Source organism: Marinobacter goseongensis (assembly GCF_023156235.1).
In the GTDB taxonomy this organism is placed as follows: Bacteria; Pseudomonadota; Gammaproteobacteria; order Pseudomonadales; family Oleiphilaceae; genus Marinobacter; species Marinobacter goseongensis.
In genome coordinates this window covers 81,049-98,554 of the sequence record NZ_JAKZAI010000011.1, presented here as the reverse complement: position 1 = coordinate 98,554, position 17,506 = coordinate 81,049, and the positions used below count along the sequence as shown (strand labels likewise).

Sequence of the window (17,506 nt, the reverse complement as noted above, 5' to 3'; positions counted from 1 at the left end):
GGTCAGTCTCCCTTTGTGGACCGGGATGTCCACGACTTGCCGATCATGCCCTGAAGCCGGCGGGCAAACTCGGTGGACCCGGTCTGATCGGGCGTCACCACCGGCTCATCGAATACCTGCAGGGTGCGGATCGTTGAGGGCGTAATACCGACCAGAATCTGCTGGCCGCCCACCTCAATCAGGGCGATCCGTTCCCGTGCGCCCAACGCCATCACCGAGACCACCTTGATGGCCTGATTGTTCATGCCGGTCATGCCGTTCATGCGGCGGATGATCCAGGCGCACCCGTAAATAATGGCGATGACAGCCAGCAGGCCGCCGCCGAGACTCAACATGGTGGCCAGGGTGTCTGGCGCGCTGGCGGTCTCTTCCCGGGCCGGGGCTTCTTCCGCTATGGCCAGCACGGGAAGCAGGCTGACACTCAGAGCCGAGACCGTGCGCAGTAACCGGGACCTGAGGACGCGTGGCTGCCAGCCCATCTTACTTCTGCAACCGTTTGATGCGTTCGCCCGGGCTGATCACGTCGGTGAGACGGATACCGAACTTCTCGTTCACCATCACCACCTCGCCATGGGCGATCAGAGTACCGTTGACCAGGACATCCAGCGGCTCACCGGCCAGGCGGTCCAGTTCGATCACCGAGCCCTGGTTCAGTTGCAGCAGGTTGCGGATGGGAATCTGGGTGTTGCCCACTTCCATGGAGATGGTGACCGGAATATCGAGAATGACATCCAGATCCGGTGCCGGGCCGCTGCCCTGGGAAATTTTGGACGATTCCTCGAACTCCTCCATGGGTGCGGCACGAACGCTGGAACCACTGCCCTTGCCGTCGCCATCGCCATCGCCCGCATCAGCCGATTCGGCTTCCGCCATTGCCGCGGCCCATTCGTCCTCGCTGGAGTCCTCGTCGTCACCGGTCTCCTCCATGGCGGCCTCCCACTCGGCGGCGAGCTTTTCGTCTTCGCTGAGTTCCTGGTCGTCTTTCTTGTTGTCGTCAGCCATTGCGTCCCACCTTCAGTTGTTTCTTGACCTTGGGCCCCGTGGCCCGCTCGTGAATTCTCAGCGCCAGTTTCCCGTCACGGGTACCCATGGTGGCTTTGTACACCGGTATCCCGTTAGCGGTCACCGTCAGAAAATCGGGAATCTCCACCGGGATGATGTCACCGGTCTTCAATTTTGCGATGTCACGAAGCGAGATCCTTCGCCGGCAGACCATCGAATTGACCGGGACACTCACGTCCTTGATGTCTTCCTGCAAAGCATTCACCCAGCGTTCGTCGACGTCGTCTATGTCACTCTGAACCCCGGCGTCCAGCACTTCGCGGATGGGCTCGATCATGGAGTAAGGCAGTGCCATGTGCAGCTCACCACCGCCGCCATCAAGCTCGATGTGGAAGGTGCTGACCACCACCACTTCACTGGGACTGACGATGTTGGCCATGGCCGGGTTCACTTCCGAGCTGAGGTACTCGAAATCGACTTTCAGCACGGCGTGCCAGGCTTCTTTCATGTCGTGAAAGACCTGGTTAAGCACCATCTGCACAATCCGGGTTTCGGTGGGGGTGAACTCACGCCCTTCAATCTTGGCGTGACGGCCCTCGCCGCCGAAGAAGTTGTCGACCAACTTGAAAACCAGTTTGGCATCCAGCACGAACAGCGATGTGCCGCGCAGCGGCCGGATCTTGCAGAGATTGAGACTGGTGGGCACGTACAGAGTATGAATGTATTCGCCGAATTTCATGATCTGCACCCCGCCGGTGGACACATCGGCGTTGCGGCGAAGCAGATTGAACAGGCTGATTCGGGTGTAACGGGCAAACCGCTCGTTGATCATCTCCAGGGTGGGCATGCGGCCACGAACGATCCGGTCCTGGCTGGCCAGATCGTAGGACTTTATACCGGCCTCGTCGGTTTCCTCATAGGTATCGATGTCCCCGTCATCCACACCGTGGAGAAGGGCATCGATTTCATCCTGTGACAGTAAGTCCTGCATACGTTTTCCTGCCCTGACAAGCCGCCCGTTACCGGGGCCTCATAATACTTTTCATTGAACAACAAAATTCCGGAACAATACCCGTTTCAGGGGGGATTCACCCTCCTGCTCAAGCACCCGGTTGATGGTGGTCAGCATGCTGTCGGCCAGTGCCGCCCTGCCCTCCGGGGTCTGCAATTCCAGGAATTGACTGCTACCCAGCAGACTGACCAACTGACTGCGAATCAACGGCATATGCAGCTCAGCCGCAGACAGGGTCTGAGGGTTGTCGGCCTCGAGCGAGACGAACACCTGGGCGTACCGCTGACGTCCGCCACCCTCGGACTGAACGGTAGTAACCAGCGCTTTCTCGATATCGATGTAGACGCTCGGTGCGAACACCTCCGCGGCTTCCTGCGGGGCCTCCTCACCCTCGGACATGCCCGGCAATCCGCCGCCGAGAAACCACAGAGTGCCAACAACAGACAGCGCCACCGCAAGCACGATCACCAGTGCCAACAGGATGATCTGTTTGAGCTTGCCTTTTTTTGCGGGCGGAGCCGCGGGGGTCGTGTTTTCAGCCATAAACTGCGATTCGCCAGAAATCCGTCATCCGGATGGTGTATTGGGTCCTTTCAGAGTCATCAAGCAAAGGATGGGCCAAAAGACCAAATTGCCCGATTCAGAACAGCAGTTTAGCGTTGTGGGGAGGGATGGGCAAAGGAGAATAAAGCACGGGGCCCGAGGGCCCCGTCAGACAGGTCAGGCAGGTCAGGCAAAAATATCGATTTCACCTTTCCAGGTAAGATCCAGGCCGCCGGACGCAACGCCCAGTTCATCCTGAGCGGATCCCGCCAGGTCGGAATCCGGGGTGTTGCCGGCGTTACCGGATTCACCACCCGCATCCTGGCCATCCGCCTGTTGCTGCGGCGAATCGGCCACATCAAACTGCTCGAGAGACAATCCGTGCTCACTGAGCATGTCCCTTAACCGGTGGCTGTGCAGTTCAAGCTGGTCTCGCACCGCGGGGTTAGCTGAGTGAACGGTGATGTTAGCCTGCTCATGCTGGACCTGCACCCGAACCTCCATGGGCCCCATATCCGGCGGTGTGAGATGAATCTCTGCCACCGACAGTTTGTTGGCCGTCAGCCAGGCCAGCTTCCCGATCAACTTGTCGCCCCATTCGGCGTGTCCGACCGGCACGTCCACCGACGTGGCATAGCCCCTGAGACCGGCGCCCTCAGCAGGCAGCCTGGCGGTCGCGCTGGCCAACTGCTGGCCAGACACGTCCGCCAGGGACTGTACCCGCCCGGAAGCCAGCAGCGAAGTGTTGTCCTGGGCGCGTCCGGATTCCGCACCAAGCGCGGTCAGCGCTTCAGAAAACTGAAAGCCTGCAGACTGGCTGGCGCCCTTGCCGCCGCTGTCCGCCTGATTACCCGGAATCATGCCTTTCATACCAGGTAGCCCGGCCAGCACGCCGGCAAGACCCTGCATACCCGGAGGCTGCCCCATGCTACCGGGCATACCCCCTGAATTGGCACTCATAGCGTTGGTACCGCTCATCCCCGGGTTCGCGGCGCCTGTTGCTGGCACCACCAGTGCCTGCAGTTCGGCAAAGGTCAGCGCTACCGCATCGGTCTGGGGCTCAAGGTCGGCAGTGGCTGCCCCGTTTTGCGCGACCTCTTCCTCCGTGGCGGAGGCCTGGCCGGCTTCGGTCGGCGTGTCATCGGTGGCGGTTGTTGACGCTTTGCGGGCAGACTCGCTGGTGTCCGCGCGCCTGTCGCTCTCGGCCGGGGGCTCGGTGCGCTCGTCCGGTTTCTGACGGGCCTTTTCAAGGGCCCTGGCATCGTCCCGGCGATCCGCCTGTTTCTGGTCAAGCCGCTTCTGCTCCGCGCGGGACACGGAATCGAAACGACTGTCTGCGGATTTTTCAGAACCGGTTGGCGGCTTCTTGCCGCCAGTGTCGGCCTGTGCCCCGGGGGCCGGGGTTTGTGGAAGAACCATCTGGGACATGGCAACCTCTTGCCGCTTTTACAGGTTAGGAGTAAGAAACATCCTCGTTTCCTGAGTTACAGCAAAAGCAATGCCACTCTCGTTTGAGCCCGGGTTCAATCGACCATGAAACTTTCCAGCATCTCCTGAACCTGGCGGAATTCTGACTCGACCCTGTCCAGCATCGGCCCGGCGTCAGCCAGACGTCCTGCCCGACCGGCGTCCTCCACGTCCATGCACAGCGCCCCCAAACGTGGCGCACCGATATTGATGGAACTGCCCTTGAAGCTGTGGGCGGTTTTGGCGAGCGCGTCGGCGTCTCCGGCTTCCAACGCCGTCCGCAACGCAGACACACGCTCGGCCGAATCACTGATGTAGGTTTGGATCAACACATCGAACTCGTTTTCCATCACATCCTGAAGCTCAGCCAGAGCCTCTTCATCCAGGTGCGGTCTGTCATTCATGACTAACCCCCGATTTGGTGACGGCCGGATTTTCTGACTTTCCGGCCTCTGAAAAGTGCCAATCATATACGATTTCAACATGATTTCCGCGCTCTCTGAAGGTCAGCGGCCCTGCCAGACGGTGCAGCAACATCAAACCGCGCCCGGCATAACCCCGCCCGGCCTCCGGTGGCTGACCGTGTTTGTGGAAGTCGAAACCCCGGCCGCTATCCTCACAGACCACCACCAGCCGACCACCATAATCGGTCATGGAATGGGTGAGGCTGAATTTGATGAAGTGCTCCTCAATTTCATTAAGCCGCTTTTCTCGCTCTTCATAGTAACGCCCGAAGCCTTCTGCGGTTGATTTCCACTCCGACGGTAACCCCAGGATGCCATGCTCGAGGGCATTGGTGTAAAGCTCCGACAGCAGAATGTAGATTTCCCCACTGCGACGCCTCAGCCCCGGGACTTCCATGCAGATATGCAGCAACAGCGGCAGCGGGCTGAACTGGCCCAACGTGCGGTCGCGGATCTGATAGGTGCAACGCCATTCTGCCGGCCCTTCCAGCGCAGACAGCTGCAAACGGTCAGAGAGCCCCTCCAGCGCGGCACCGTCGGCCATTTCAAGGGTCACCAGGGTCAGGTCGTCCTGCTCAAGCAGGCCACCGGAGAACTCGTGTAACCGGCCCATTACTGCATCAAACGGCGTTTCGCCATCCTTGATACCGCGCAGGGCGGCGGCCACGCCGTTGTCGCCGAACATGTCGCCCCCGGCGTTTCTGGTTTCCATAACACCATCGGTCATGAACAGCAGGGTATCGCCGGGGCAGGTCTTCAGGATGGTCATTGCCGCATTGAAGCGGGTCGCATCCAGCACCCCCAGCGGCAAATGCGCGGAGGGCAGCTGGACGGGCTCTGCGGCCGTGCGAATAACCCATCCATCAGGAAGCCCACCGTTCCACACCTGAATCTGATTCAGGGCAAAATCCGCCTGAATCAGCGCGGCGCAGCAGAACATGCCCGACGGCAGAATACGCTTGAGTTTCTGATTGATCTCCCTCAGCACGTCACTGGCGCTGAACCCCTTGCTGGTCATCCCGTAGAAAATCTCGGCAACCGGCATAGCGCCAATGGCCGCCGGCAAGCCATGCCCGGTGAAATCGCCGATGAGGAGCTGTATACCACCGTCGGGCCGTGGGCAGGCAAACAGGATATCGCCGTTGAAGATCGACATGGGCGAGGCATGGTGGCGAATGCTGGCGGCATCCAGGCATCCGGTGTGGGCCACGTTCTCGAACACCCGCTTGGCGATTTCCTGTTCTTCGGTGAGTTTGCGATTCTGTTCGTGGATCAGATCCCGCTGATGGCTCAGCGTTTCATGCATCAGGCGCATGCGGTTAAACGCGTTGATCTTGGCCTCGATAATGACCCGGTTATAGGGCTTGGTCAGAAAATCGTCACCGCCGGCCTCCAGGCATCGGGCGAGCGCATCGGCGTCGGACAGGGAGGTGAGGAAGATCAGCGGCACCAGGCGCTCGCCGGCCAACGTCTTGATCTGCCTCGCCGCTTCCATTCCGTCCATGCGGGGCATCAGCGCGTCCAGCAAAACAATCTGTGGCGAGGCCTGACGGAACAGTTCCACCGCCTCGGCGCCGTTAGCGGCGTCGAGCACCTTATGGCCGAGGCGACGTAACAGAGTCTTCAGAATGAGGCGATCGCTGTCGCTGTCGTCGGCAATCAGGATTCTAAGTGGCTGATTATCGGATGGTGCATCCTCCACAACGGGCCTCCCCAGGTGTCTGTCGAGGGTTTTACTGCCGGTCAGTGGATGGCAAACAACTGCTCGAAATTGGATATGGCCAGAATACGACGAACGTCACTGTTGCAGTTTTCAATACGGATGCTGGCGTTGTCGCCGCCGGCGTAATCGCGCAACAGCAACAACATGCCCAGGGCTGAGCTGTCCAGATAGGTGGTGTCAGTGAGGTCCACCACAAACGCCTTCACCTCCTGATCACCATGTTCGTAGGCGTCACGGAAGGCCTGGTGGGTGCTGAAATCGAACCGCCCCTCAATTTTGATGGTCAGGGTGCGACCGTCTTCGCTGCGACGCGTCTGAATAGGCATTCCTGATCCTCCGTGGGAATTGACCGAAAAGGCTTTACACCGATAAGAATAGCTCAGTGCCGATGATTTGCACCCGGCTCAAGCCGGCAATTCACGGGAAATTAGCGGCGGCGACGGGCGAACGCGCGCCCGGCGGCTTCATCGGACAGTTTCTGCTCTTTCAGGTCCTGCTCGCGCTGCTCCTGCTGGCGACAGGTCTCGATGTACTTTTCCATGCCGCGGCGGCGCTCCCAGGCCATCTGCCACTGCCGGCGCGCTTCATCAAACTTTTGCTGGAGCATGTCCAGCTGTTTGTGCTGTTGCCGCAGCACCTGATCCAATTGCGAGATAAACGCCTGCCAGGCCTGCAGACGGGTCACCGATACCACGCCCTGCTGGTTGCTGCGGATCTGGTCGCGATACTCCTGTTGGTAACGGTTCAGGTCGTCGATCTGCTGCTGCTGGGCTTCAACCTGCTGGCGGGCTTCCCCGAGTTTTTCCAGGGCTTCCTGCTCCTTGCGCTCCTCAAGCGTTAACACCACGGCAAGCCGCCGGGAACGCAGCATTACTCAGATTCTCCGGTAACTTTTGGCACACCGGCTTTCAGGCGCTCAAGAGAGCGGCGCTCTGGCACCGCCGCCAGCAACTGTTCAATGCTCTCCGCCAGTGGCGAACTCTCATTGAGCCCCTGCTGGAGGAACTGCCGCATGTTGCTGATGTGGGTCATGGCGAAATCGGTTTCCGAATCCGACCCTTTTACATAGGCGCCCACGCTGATCAGATCCCGGGCCTGCTGATAACGGGAGTAAACCTGTTTGAACCGCTGTGCCCGCGAGAAATGCTCCAGCTCGGTCACCTGGGGCATGACCCGGCTGATGGACGCTTCCACATCGATGGCCGGATAATGCCCCTCCTCGGCCAGTCGGCGGGACAACACAATGTGCCCATCGAGGATGGCTCGGGCAGCATCGGCAATGGGGTCCTGCTGGTCATCGCCTTCGGTCAACACGGTGTAGAATGCCGTGATCGAGCCACCCCCGGGGCGGCCGTTCCCCGTGCGCTCGACCAACTGCGGCAGTTTGGCAAACACCGAGGGTGGGTAACCCTTGGTGGCCGGCGGTTCGCCCACCGCCAGCGCAATCTCCCGCTGAGCCTGGGCATAGCGGGTCAGGGAATCCATCAACAGCAGCACGCGTTTGCCCTGATCGCGGTAATATTCCGCGATACGGGTGGTCAGCATCGCCGCACGCAGGCGCATCAGCGGCGAGTCGTCCGCGGGCGCTGCCACCACCACGGAACGGGCCAGCCCCTCGTCGCCCAGAATATCCTCGATAAATTCTTTGACCTCACGGCCCCGCTCACCAATCAACCCGACCACGGTGACATCGGCGTCGGTAAACCGGGTCATCATGCCCAGCAGCATACTTTTACCCACACCACTGCCGGCAAACAGGCCGAGGCGCTGGCCCTGACCCACGGTCATCAGTGCATTAATAGCGCGAATGCCCACGTCCATGGACTGCCGCACCGGCGCCCGGTCCAACGGGTTGATAATATCACCGTGAATGGAGACCCGAGCCTCGGTTTGCAGCGGGCCCTTGCCGTCCAGCGGCTCGCCACTGCCGTCGACCACACGGCCCAGCATCTGCGGCCCCACCGGCACGCGGCTGGCGGCGGAAAGGGGCACCACCCTCGCACCCGGACGCAAGCCTTCGATGGCTGTCAAAGGCATGAGGTAGACCCGATCGTCCTCGAAGCCGACCACTTCGGCTTCCACGCTGCCGGTGCCCTGGCCCTGTATCACACAGCGATCGCCCACCACCATGGGGCAACCCACACATTCCAGGGTCAGACCCACCATGCGGGTCAGCCGTCCGGACAGCTCTGGCTCGGGTTCCTTGTTCAGGGAACCCTGCAACCGATCGAGGCGATCAGCCAGGTTGCCGATCATCGTCCTCGCCCTCGTCCTTGGTACTGGAATCGCTAACGCTGTTGCCGAGCACATCCCGATGGAAATCCGTAAGGTCATCCATCATGACGTTGAGGCTCTCTCCGTCAGAAATCTCTTCGGTGTTCAACTGCTGATCCAGCATGCTTTGCACGGCTTTCTGGAAGCGTTTTTCCACGGTGAAATCCACCAGGCTATGGCGGGTTTCCAGCTTACAGCCACCGGGAAGAAGGGTGTCGTCCTCGACCACCGCGCTGTCGGCTTCGAATCGCTCCGCCACCTGCCTGACCCACTGGGCATCATCCGGGTGAACGTGGATGCGCACATTGTCACTGGTGGATGGCAGTGCGGCCATGGCCTTGCGCACCACCTGCTGAATCTGGGAGGAATCGATGGAAAGCTCACGGTAAACCACGGTGCGCGCCAGCACTGTGGTGAGGTTGATCAACGCCGTTTCCAGTTCGTCCTCGTGGCGGCGGATCGGTATCAACAGCTCGCCCATCAGGTGCTCAAGGCGGTCCATGCGGGATTCGGTTTCCTTGCGGGTTTCTTCCAAGCCGGCCGCCTCGCCTACCGCGCGGCCCTCGGCAAAACCGGCCTCATGGCCGTCCTTGTGGCCCTGCTCCCGACCTTCATTGAACCCGGCCTGATAACCGGCATCACGACCCTCGGCGTGGCCATCTTCCCGGGCGGCCTGGCGGATATCCTCAATATCCTGCGCGGTCAGTGGTTTGACGTCCCGCTCCTCCTCCCGTGCCACTTCGTTGCCACGGGCATCCAGCAGCGGCAACTCCCAACGCTCGTAAGCGGTGAGCTGCTCTTTAGGGATGCGGTTGAGGCTTTTCTCGCTGTCTTTCATCACATCATTTCTTCGCCAGCGCCACCGAGGGTGATTTCACCGGCTTCGGCCATACGGCGGGCAATGGTAATAATGTCTTTCTGGGCAGACTCCACTTCACTGACCCGGACCGGCCCCTTGGCTTCCAGGTCGTCCTGCAGCAGTTCGGCCGCCCGTTTCGACATGTTCTTGAAGATCTTGTCCTGTACACCTTCGTCGGCGCCTTTCAACGCGACAACCAGCACTTCCGAAGACACTTCGCGCAGCAGCGCCTGGATACCCCGATCGTCGATATCCCTCAGGTTATCGAAGACGAACATCAGATCCTCGATGGTGGACGCCAGATCCGGATCCATGTCCTTGATGGAGTCCATCAGCCCGCCTTCAACACTGCGATCCATGAAGTTCATGATATCCGCTGCTCGTTTGACACCACCAATCCGGCTGGTCTGGGCGGCCGAGCCGCCGGAGAACTGCTTCTCGAGGATGTTGTTGAGTTCCTGCAGCGCTTGGGGCTGGATACTCTCCAGAGACGCCACACGCATCATGACATCCAGACGCACCTTGTCATCCAGAGTGGCGAGGATCTCCGCCGCCTGATCCGGATCCAGATAGGAGATGACAATGGCCTGAATCTGCGGGTGTTCGTACCGAATGATATCGCCGACCGCGCGGGGCTCCATCCATTTCAGAGTATCGAGACCGGTGGTGTTGCCGCCAATCAGAATACGGTCGATGAGGCTGGACGCCTTGTCGTCGCCCAGCGCCTGGGTCAGCATGCTGCGTATGTAGTCGTCGTTGCCGACGCCGAGGCCGGTCTGGCCACCGACGGCTTCCACAAACTGGTTGAGCACGAAGTTGACGTCGTCTTTGCTGACGTCACGCATCTGGGCCATGGCCACGCCGACGCGCTGCACCTCTTTGGGACCCATGTGCTTGAGCACTTCCGCCGCATCGGTTTCACCCAGCGACATCAGCAGTATGGCTGCCTGCTCCACCCGGGGAATCTTGCGTTGCGGTTTTTGCGGTGCCGTCTGGGCAACCTCCGCCGGACGATTGGTTTCTTCAGTCATCGACATTCACCCACTGGCGCATGACCTGAGCCACCCGGGCCGGGTCCTCGGCAATCAGGCCTTTCAGAGCATTCAACTGTCTATCATAGCTGTCCGTTGCCCCCGGCAACAGCAGTTCGTCCTGGGAGGACATGGCCTGGCGCAGTGCGTCGCCGCCTTCGATCTGGTTCAGGCCTCCATAGTTTTCCTCGTCACGGCTGTCGCGACGCTCGTTACGGCCACCACCGGACAGGCTCTTGAGCGTCGGGCGCAGCAGGCCCAGCACCAGCACCAGAATGACCAGCCCCGCCAGCACCTGCTTCATCAGGTCCCAGAACCAGGGCTGCGTCCAGAAACCCGGACTCTCGAATTCAATCTGCTCCTGGGCAGCAAAAGCCGTGTTCATCACTGTCACGCTGTCGCCCCGGGCGGCAGAATAGCCCACGGCATCCCGCACCAGCATATTGAGGCGCTGCAGCTCCTGCTCGGGCCAGGGCTCATAGCTGACTGCGCCGGTTTGCGGGTCAACCACCTTCATGTCATCGACCGCCAGTGCCACGGTCAGGCGTTTCACCCGGCCCAGCTCCTGGCGGATGTAACTGACCGTGCGATCCATTTCGTAATTACGGGTGGATTCACGGCGCACATTGACCGGTTGTGGCGCTGGCTGGCCATCCTCGCCTTCGACGTTTTCCGGCACCTGAGCCGCAGCCGGCGGCTGATTCGCCAAAGCGCCAGGAATGCCCCCTACCCCGCCCCCGGTGTGCTCTTCGCTCATTTCACGCTCACTGCGGATAGCCTGTTGTTCTGGGTTGAACAGCTCTTCCGCCTGTTCAACCGACGAGAAGTCCAGATCGGCTGTCACTTCCGCACGATAGCGACCGTCACCGACAATCGGACCGACCAGCGACGCGACTCGTCCGGTCAGGCGCTCTTCAACGCGGCTGGTATAGTCGTACTGATCTTTGATCTGCTGGCTGTTACTGTTGCCCTCGCGGCCGGTCAGCAGGCTGCCATTCTGGTCCACTACCGTCACGTTGTCTTTACTCATGCCGGGAATGCTGCCGGCCACCAGATTCACGATGGCGGCAATGTGTTCTTTCTCAGGCTTGCGCCCGGCGAAAACATCAAGAAACACAGATGCGGTGGGTGTGCGGGCATCGCGGACAAACACCGAACGCTCCGGAATGGCCAGGTGAACGCGCGCCGATCTGACACCACGCATAGCCGCAATGGTTCGCGCCAGTTCGCCCTCGAGACCACGGCGGAAACTGATCGTTTCCATGAATTGGGACGTGCCCAGCCCGCGATCCTGGTCCAGCAGCTCGTAGCCCATGGTCTTCTCATCGGTGACGCCCTCAGCAGCCAGTTTCAGACGGGCGTTGTAGACTTCATCTGATGGGACGAGCAGGGCCCCGGAGCGAGGGTCCATGCGGTAGGTGATACCGTTCTGATCGAGGATCGAGGTAATGTCTTGCGGGTTGTAACCGGACATGTCCCCCACCACGGGCTGATAGTTCGGTTCCTGCGCCCAGAGCACGACCGCCACACCCAGTGCAACGCTGGCCGCCAGGCCCACCATCAGACCAACCTGGCGCAGCAGATTAAGCCGATTGAAACCGAACAGCAGATCGCTGCGGCTTTCCGTGTTGTCGTTATCGGCGGTTGCCGGCATTTTGGCGGTTTCTGCAGGTACGCTGGCCATGGGGTTACTCCGCTATTACACCGGCATGTTCATGATGTCTTCGTAGGCCTGAACCACCCGGTTACGAACCTGGGTCAGGGCTTCGAAGGAGACTGACGCCTTTTGCGCGGCGATCATCACCCGAGTGATATCGACATTGGGATCGCCCATGTCGTAGGCCGTTCTCAGATCGCCAGAGGTCTGCTGAAGTTCGTTCACATTGCCCACTGCGCGGCTGAGCATATCCCCAAAGCTCGGGGTTTCGGGGCTCTTGTCGACTCGCTGGGGGCCGTCGATCCGACCACGGATGTTGTTATCCTGCTCAACACGCTGATTCTGCATCATCTGCGAACGCATGTTGCGGATTTCCGACAAAACACTGTTGATATCTGCACGCTCGACCATAACTGACTCCCCGGAGTGGTCTGACTGACAACCATCCATTGAACTCTGATTCTGTTAGTGGCTATAAAGCAAACACCAGGCCAACGAGGGAATAGTCTTTTCTTTCATTGCATTACGAGGGATTCAGGAAGGGAGGGGTCCGCTGGTGACGGGGATTTGACAGAAAAAAAGGGCACCTTGGGGTGCCCTGAATCGTGCCTTTGCATTCTGTGTGAAGCAGTGGGGTCAAGCCATGGCCAGTTCGGAATCCAGGTCAATACCGGCATCCCGCATCTGGGCAAGCTTGTAACGAAGGGTCCGGGGACTGATACCGAGTTGCTCGGCTGCCCGGTTACGGCGGCCGCGCTCCTTCCTGAGCGTACTGATAATAATACGGAACTCCTGTTGCCTAAGATCATCCCCCAGTGACGCGGCACTGTCGGCGACGAGCGGGGATTGCCCGGTGGCATCCGGCTCCGGCATGCCCGCCCGGGACTCCGGCATCTCGGAAAGCGCGTTGCGATCAGGCACCGGCGCGGCCGGGAACGAGGCAGGGCCGCGATCCACCCGCCCGGTAATCCCGAGCTCGAGGCACAGGTCGGCGTCATGTATCACGTTGCCCTGGTGCAGCACCAATGCCCGCTGAATGGCGTTATCCAATTCGCGCACGTTGCCCGGCCAGCCGTGACTCATCAACGCGGTGCGAGCGTCTGGCGCAAAGCTGATGCCGGTCAGCTTCATCTTGCGACAGTGCTTTTTCAGCAAATAGCTGGCCAACGGCATGATGTCCAGCACCCGCTCCCGCAATGGCTGCCAGTGCATGGGAAACACCGTCAGCCGATAGTAGAGATCCTCGCGGAACTTGCCTTCGCGGACATAATCCCCGAGATCCCGGTTGGTGGTGGCCACCACGCGCACATCCAGGGAAATGGTTTTGCGCCCACCGACGCGCTCCACCTCACGTTCCTGCAACACCCGCAGCAACTTCGACTGCAGACCCAGGTCCATCTCGGAGATTTCATCCAGCAAAATGGTCCCGCCATTGGCCTGCTCGAACTTGCCCGGCGATGACGCCACCGCACCGGTGAAGGCGCCTTTTTCATGACCGAAGAGAATCGCTTCCAGCATGTTTTCGGGAATCGCGGCGCAGTTGATGGCCACAAAAGGTTGGTCGGCCCGTGGCGACTGCTGATGAATGTAGCGGGCGAGCACTTCCTTCCCGGTGCCACTTTCCCCCGAGATCATCACAGTGGAATCACTCCCCGCCACTTTCGCGGCCAGCTGGAACATACGTTTGCTGATGGGGTCTTCCGCCACCGGCTCATCGCTCAGTTTTGTGCGGACACCGCCCACCACTTTGGTGACCGCCTCCACCAAAACCTGGGGCTCGAACGGCTTGACCAGATAATCAATGGCACCGGATTGCATGGCAGACACCGCGTGGCTGATCTGGCCATAAGCGGTAATCAGCATCATTGGTAGCCCAGGGTACAGGCGCTGAACTTCCGCCAGCAGCTCGTGACCCGACAGGCCCGGCATATTGACATCGCTGACCACCATATCCACGGAAGACTCCGCCAGGCGGGCCAGGGCCTGCTGCGCGTTCGCCGCTTCACACACCCGGAACTTTGCCAGTTCCAGCGTTGTCACCAGCGCTTCGCGCAGATCATGATCATCCTCAACTATCAGAATCCGGGCTTTGGCCATGGTTGCCTCCAATGACTGTTCATTATTTTCCAACCAGCGGCAGGGTCAGTGTCGCCACTGCCCCCCCCTGCTGCGAAGATTCAATGGCAAACCGCCCCTGATGGGCTTTCACCACAGCCTGCACCACGGCGAGCCCCAGCCCGGTACCGTGAGACTTGGTGGTGTAAAACGCTTCCATCAGCTGACCGGACTGCGCTGCGTCGAACCCCGGGCCGTTGTCCACGACACGGATCACCAACTCGTTGCCGGCGGGGAATAGCTGGACCACCACCCGGGTGGCGCCGGCTTCAAGGCTGTTGTTCACCAGATTGGTACAGGCGCCCACGAGGGCGTCCCGATTGCACATCAGCCGACTGTCACTGACATGGCTGTCCAGCCGGACCTCAACCTCCGGCGCCAGTTTGAGGCCGTCCAGAGCGGAACCCACGGCGCTGGCCAGGGTCTCCGCGGAAAGCTCCTCCGCCAGGCGGGTTTCCCCGCGGGCGAAAATCAGCATGTCTCGCACCTGCTGCTCAAGATGGGTCAGCCGTGACATCAGCCGTGATACGCAGCGCTGGCGCATTTCTTCATCCAGATCGTCCTGGCTGAGGTGGCCACCGTAGAGAATCGCCGCAGACAACGGTGTGCGAATCTGATGGGCCAGTGATGCCACCATCTTGCCCATGGCGGACAGACGCTGGGCATGGGCCAGCTGCGCCTGAAGGTGACGGGTTTCTGTCAAATCGGTGAGCAGGATCAACTGGCCCGGCTGGTTTTCCATGGTGCGGATTTCAATGCTGACCCGGCGCCCGTCTTTCAGGGACACCTCGTGACCGTCGTCCCGACGTGGCGCGAAACAGCGACGAATGACGTCCACCCAGCGCTCGTTGTCGAGGGGCTCGCCGAGCAGACCGATCGCGGCGGGGTTGGTCTGAGTCACCACGCCCTGTTTGTCCAGTACGACAACGCCGGCCGGCAGCGCGTTCAGCAGTGTTGAGAGTCGGTCCGCCAGCTGCTCTTTTTCTTCCAGCTCCTGCTGGCGCTGCAGCGATTCTGCCGTCAGTTCACCGGAAAGCTGATTCACGCGGGATTCAAGGGTGCGGTAGGAGTCGGTGATCTGCCGCGACATCTGGTTGAAGAGCTCCAGTGCCGTATCCACGGCTTCGTCGTCCTGCTGTGGAAACAGAGCGGTAACCTTGTCGTTCACATCCGCCGCCGCATTGGCCTGGGCCTGCTTGGCGGATGACTGCACAACAAAATGTAGCTGACTCATAAACGCGTCCCCTGACTCACCCGACCAACGGGTCAAACTCTTCGGATGGTTTGTTTGCAGGGACTTAAGCCAGCATCATGCCAACTCGGGTTTTTCTATATTTTTCAGAGGTCAGGAAAACATGGCGCTGGGGAAACGACGGTTTTATGTCGGTTTCCCCGGTCGGAAGCGGAGGTGGTTACGAAGGTTTGACGTAGGCGATGGGTCGTTATGTTACGGGAACAGGGTCAGGAGTCTTCGGACTCCTCTTCCTCCCGAAGCCCATACTTGCGCACCTTCTCCACCAGCGTGGTGCGGCGGATCCGCAATTTCTCGGCGGCACGGGCAACGACGCCACCGGCCTCATCAAGGGCCTGTTGAATCAACTGCTTTTCGAGGTTGGACAGATAATCCTTGAGATCCAGACCGTTCACCGGCAACAACGCCGGTGCATCCAACCCGACAAGACCGGGCACGCCGGATGGCATGCCGGAATCTTCGACCGGACGGTTTTCGTCGTAATCATCCACGTAGCGGAATTTTTTCGGAAGCTCCTGAACCCCGATCACACCATAGGGATGCATGATCGCCAGGCGCTCCACCAGATTTGCCAGCTCACGGACGTTTCCGGGCCAGTCATGGCGGCACAGACTCATGATCGCAGCGGAATTCATTCGCAGGGAGCCGCGCTTCTCTTTTTCCATACGGGAGATCAGTTCGTTGATCAGCAGGGGAATGTCTTCCACCCGCTCCCGCAAAGCCGGCATTTCGATGGGGAACACGTTCAGGCGGTAGTAGAGATCCTCGCGGAAATCACCACTGCCGATCATGTCTTCCAGATGTTTGTGAGTGGCCGCGATGATGCGCACGTCGGCGGACAGGGTCCGGTTGCTGCCGACTCGCTCGAACGTGCGCTCCTGCAGGACCCGCAGTATTTTGACCTGCATGTTTAGGGGCATGTCCCCGATTTCGTCGAGAAACAGGGTGCCGCCCTCTGCCATCTCGAAACGACCCACCCGGGCGGTAATGGCCCCGGTGAAGGCGCCTTTTTCGTGGCCGAACAGCTCGCTTTCCAGCAGCTCCCCCGGGATGGCGCCACAGTTCACCGGAACGAAAGGTTTGTCCCGACGGGTGGAGTGGTAATGCAGGTTTCTGGCCACCACCTCCTTGCCGGTGCCCGATTCGCCGGTGATCAACACACTCACTTCCTTGTCAGCCACCTGCTGCATCAGTTGGCGAACCGACTGTACCCGACGGCTGGTGCCGACAAGGCTGCGGAATAGCTGCAGACCCCGTTGCTGGCCTCGCTCTTTGGAATGGATGAACTGATCCCGGAAAATCTGCGCCCGGTAGAGTGAATCCACGAACTTGGTGTAACTCAATGGCCAGGTCATGCGGGCGATGATACGGGCCAGAACATCATCGGCAACGCCTTTCAGCGAAGGGTCGCCCACCATCAGCACCGGCACGCCCTGCAGTTTGCTGCAAACCTCGGAGACGGTTTGCTGGACACTCGCGTCCTCGCCGTCCAGCATCGCGACCGATACCGATGCCAACGCGGTCTCATCACCCGTGGCGAGCAGCGCTCTGGCTTCATCACCGGCAATAACCTGCTCTTCTCCGATGAACTCCAGAATGGTGACCATGTCGCGGCGGCGAGTGTCGTCCTCGCTCAGCACCAGCATTTTGTTATTCTTCGGCATCCCGTTACATCTCTGAGAGGATTTGAGCGATATTTAAGACTTTAAAAGCGTGAGAGTCAATTTTATGACGCTATTTGGTGCGGTTCGTTGAAACGTTTTGATACGCGCGTGCTGCGGTACGGTTACGGTTGACGCCCTTCAGCGCCTGACGGGCTTCATCACGGGCTTCCGAGGCTCCCGCACTGGCAGCGTCGCAAAAAGTTTGCAGCCTGGCCAGACGTTCGCGGACCGGCTCGGCTTCCAGCTCGCCGGCCTCCAGTTGTGCCATAACCGGCTCAACGGTCACGCGCACGCGGCTGTTCAGCTCGGTGAGACGATCCCATTCCTGATCCTCAAGCGATTGCTCCAGGCCCTCGATCAACCGGTCCAGTGCTTGCATGTGCGTCGAAGTCTCAGCCATGGGGTGTATCTCCTGCGCCTGACGTAGGGCCAGATGAGCCGGG

18 protein-coding genes are annotated in these 17,506 nt (G+C 60.1%); all 18 read right to left on the bottom strand.

From position 1 onward, the window contains the following. Positions 1 to 2 precede the first annotated feature (2 nt). A complete protein-coding gene (gene fliO, locus MLC70_RS11690; RefSeq protein WP_248183944.1) occupies positions 3 to 479 on the bottom strand; it encodes a flagellar biosynthetic protein FliO in 477 nt (158 codons plus the stop codon). Position 480: 1 nt separating this feature from the next. Beyond that, positions 481 to 1,002 (bottom strand): flagellar motor switch protein FliN, encoded by a 522-nt coding sequence (fliN, locus tag MLC70_RS11685; RefSeq protein ID WP_248183942.1) that lies wholly within the window; start codon positions 1,000 to 1,002, stop codon positions 481 to 483. Beyond that, entirely contained in the window at positions 995 to 1,993 is a 999-nt protein-coding gene (fliM, locus tag MLC70_RS11680; RefSeq protein ID WP_248183941.1) for a flagellar motor switch protein FliM, read from the bottom strand. The genes fliN and fliM overlap by 8 nt, the downstream gene beginning before the upstream one ends. A 51-nt stretch (positions 1,994 to 2,044) precedes the next feature. Continuing rightward, positions 2,045 to 2,557 carry a flagellar basal body-associated FliL family protein gene (locus MLC70_RS11675; protein WP_248183940.1) on the bottom strand — a complete coding sequence of 171 codons (513 nt, stop codon included), beginning with the start codon at positions 2,555 to 2,557 and terminating at the stop codon, positions 2,045 to 2,047. Between the two features lie 186 nt (positions 2,558 to 2,743). Continuing rightward, positions 2,744 to 3,985, bottom strand: a complete 1,242-nt coding sequence (locus MLC70_RS11670; RefSeq protein ID WP_248183939.1) for a flagellar hook-length control protein FliK — start codon at positions 3,983 to 3,985, stop codon at positions 2,744 to 2,746. 95 nt (positions 3,986 to 4,080) lie between these two features. Further along, complete coding sequence (locus MLC70_RS11665; protein ID WP_248183938.1) at positions 4,081 to 4,428, bottom strand: Hpt domain-containing protein; 348 nt, start codon at positions 4,426 to 4,428, stop codon at positions 4,081 to 4,083. Beyond that, complete coding sequence (locus MLC70_RS11660; protein WP_248183937.1) at positions 4,421 to 6,190, bottom strand: SpoIIE family protein phosphatase; 1,770 nt, start codon at positions 6,188 to 6,190, stop codon at positions 4,421 to 4,423. Before MLC70_RS11660 ends, MLC70_RS11665 begins: the two co-directional genes overlap by 8 nt. Before the next feature lie 41 nt (positions 6,191 to 6,231). Continuing rightward, positions 6,232 to 6,537: an STAS domain-containing protein gene (locus MLC70_RS11655; protein ID WP_248183936.1), complete on the bottom strand. Its 306-nt coding sequence runs from the start codon at positions 6,535 to 6,537 to the stop codon at positions 6,232 to 6,234. 101 nt (positions 6,538 to 6,638) lie between these two features. Beyond that, on the bottom strand, positions 6,639 to 7,082 hold the full coding sequence (gene fliJ / locus MLC70_RS11650; protein ID WP_248183934.1) for a flagellar export protein FliJ: 444 nt from the start codon (positions 7,080 to 7,082) through the stop codon (positions 6,639 to 6,641). After that, positions 7,082 to 8,467 (bottom strand): flagellar protein export ATPase FliI, encoded by a 1,386-nt coding sequence (fliI, locus tag MLC70_RS11645; RefSeq protein ID WP_248183932.1) that lies wholly within the window; start codon positions 8,465 to 8,467, stop codon positions 7,082 to 7,084. Before fliI ends, fliJ begins: the two co-directional genes overlap by 1 nt. After that, positions 8,448 to 9,323, bottom strand: a complete 876-nt coding sequence (locus MLC70_RS11640; protein WP_248183930.1) for a flagellar assembly protein FliH — start codon at positions 9,321 to 9,323, stop codon at positions 8,448 to 8,450. Before MLC70_RS11640 ends, fliI begins: the two co-directional genes overlap by 20 nt. Further along, positions 9,323 to 10,375: a flagellar motor switch protein FliG gene (gene fliG / locus MLC70_RS11635; RefSeq protein ID WP_282448436.1), complete on the bottom strand. Its 1,053-nt coding sequence runs from the start codon at positions 10,373 to 10,375 to the stop codon at positions 9,323 to 9,325. Before fliG ends, MLC70_RS11640 begins: the two co-directional genes overlap by 1 nt. Further along, entirely contained in the window at positions 10,368 to 12,059 is a 1,692-nt protein-coding gene (fliF, locus tag MLC70_RS11630) for a flagellar basal-body MS-ring/collar protein FliF (RefSeq protein ID WP_248183927.1), read from the bottom strand. The genes fliG and fliF overlap by 8 nt, the downstream gene beginning before the upstream one ends. A 15-nt stretch (positions 12,060 to 12,074) precedes the next feature. Continuing rightward, entirely contained in the window at positions 12,075 to 12,443 is a 369-nt protein-coding gene (fliE, locus tag MLC70_RS11625; protein WP_248183926.1) for a flagellar hook-basal body complex protein FliE, read from the bottom strand. A 225-nt stretch (positions 12,444 to 12,668) separates the two neighbouring features. Beyond that, the gene (locus tag MLC70_RS11620; protein WP_248183925.1) at positions 12,669 to 14,129 is read right to left on the bottom strand and encodes a sigma-54-dependent transcriptional regulator; all 1,461 of its coding nucleotides are present in this window, start codon (positions 14,127 to 14,129) and stop codon (positions 12,669 to 12,671) included. A 22-nt stretch (positions 14,130 to 14,151) separates the two neighbouring features. Next, positions 14,152 to 15,381: a sensor histidine kinase gene (locus tag MLC70_RS11615; RefSeq protein ID WP_248183923.1), complete on the bottom strand. Its 1,230-nt coding sequence runs from the start codon at positions 15,379 to 15,381 to the stop codon at positions 14,152 to 14,154. A gap of 227 nt (positions 15,382 to 15,608) precedes the next feature. Further along, positions 15,609 to 17,063: a sigma-54 dependent transcriptional regulator gene (locus tag MLC70_RS11610; RefSeq protein ID WP_248183922.1), complete on the bottom strand. Its 1,455-nt coding sequence runs from the start codon at positions 17,061 to 17,063 to the stop codon at positions 15,609 to 15,611. Positions 17,064 to 17,133: 70 nt separating this feature from the next. Then, positions 17,134 to 17,463 (bottom strand): SOS cell division inhibitor, encoded by a 330-nt coding sequence (locus MLC70_RS11605; RefSeq protein WP_248183921.1) that lies wholly within the window; start codon positions 17,461 to 17,463, stop codon positions 17,134 to 17,136. Between the last annotated feature and the right edge of the window lie 43 nt (positions 17,464 to 17,506).

Bases quoted from the DNA above. Each gene is read 5' to 3' on its own strand.
- MLC70_RS11655 (WP_248183936.1), bottom strand. From the start codon at position 6,537: ATGCCTATTCAGACGCGTCGCAGCGAAGACGGTCGCACCCTGACCATC.
- MLC70_RS11640 (WP_248183930.1), bottom strand. From the start codon at position 9,323: ATGAAAGACAGCGAGAAAAGCCTCAACCGCATCCCTAAAGAGCAGCTC.
- fliE (WP_248183926.1), bottom strand. From the start codon at position 12,443: ATGGTCGAGCGTGCAGATATCAACAGTGTTTTGTCGGAAATCCGCAAC.
- fliJ (WP_248183934.1), bottom strand. From the start codon at position 7,082: ATGCTGCGTTCCCGGCGGCTTGCCGTGGTGTTAACGCTTGAGGAGCGC.
- MLC70_RS11675 (WP_248183940.1), bottom strand. From the start codon at position 2,557: ATGGCTGAAAACACGACCCCCGCGGCTCCGCCCGCAAAAAAAGGCAAG.
- MLC70_RS11670 (WP_248183939.1), bottom strand. From the start codon at position 3,985: ATGTCCCAGATGGTTCTTCCACAAACCCCGGCCCCCGGGGCACAGGCC.
- fliF (WP_248183927.1), bottom strand. From the start codon at position 12,059: ATGGCCAGCGTACCTGCAGAAACCGCCAAAATGCCGGCAACCGCCGAT.
- fliN (WP_248183942.1), bottom strand. From the start codon at position 1,002: ATGGCTGACGACAACAAGAAAGACGACCAGGAACTCAGCGAAGACGAA.
- fliO (WP_248183944.1), bottom strand. From the start codon at position 479: ATGGGCTGGCAGCCACGCGTCCTCAGGTCCCGGTTACTGCGCACGGTC.
- fliI (WP_248183932.1), bottom strand. From the start codon at position 8,467: ATGATCGGCAACCTGGCTGATCGCCTCGATCGGTTGCAGGGTTCCCTG.
- fliM (WP_248183941.1), bottom strand. From the start codon at position 1,993: ATGCAGGACTTACTGTCACAGGATGAAATCGATGCCCTTCTCCACGGT.
- MLC70_RS11615 (WP_248183923.1), bottom strand. From the start codon at position 15,381: ATGAGTCAGCTACATTTTGTTGTGCAGTCATCCGCCAAGCAGGCCCAG.
- MLC70_RS11620 (WP_248183925.1), bottom strand. From the start codon at position 14,129: ATGGCCAAAGCCCGGATTCTGATAGTTGAGGATGATCATGATCTGCGC.
- MLC70_RS11665 (WP_248183938.1), bottom strand. From the start codon at position 4,428: ATGAATGACAGACCGCACCTGGATGAAGAGGCTCTGGCTGAGCTTCAG.
- fliG (WP_282448436.1), bottom strand. From the start codon at position 10,375: ATGACTGAAGAAACCAATCGTCCGGCGGAGGTTGCCCAGACGGCACCG.
- MLC70_RS11605 (WP_248183921.1), bottom strand. From the start codon at position 17,463: ATGGCTGAGACTTCGACGCACATGCAAGCACTGGACCGGTTGATCGAG.
- MLC70_RS11610 (WP_248183922.1), bottom strand. From the start codon at position 17,063: ATGCCGAAGAATAACAAAATGCTGGTGCTGAGCGAGGACGACACTCGC.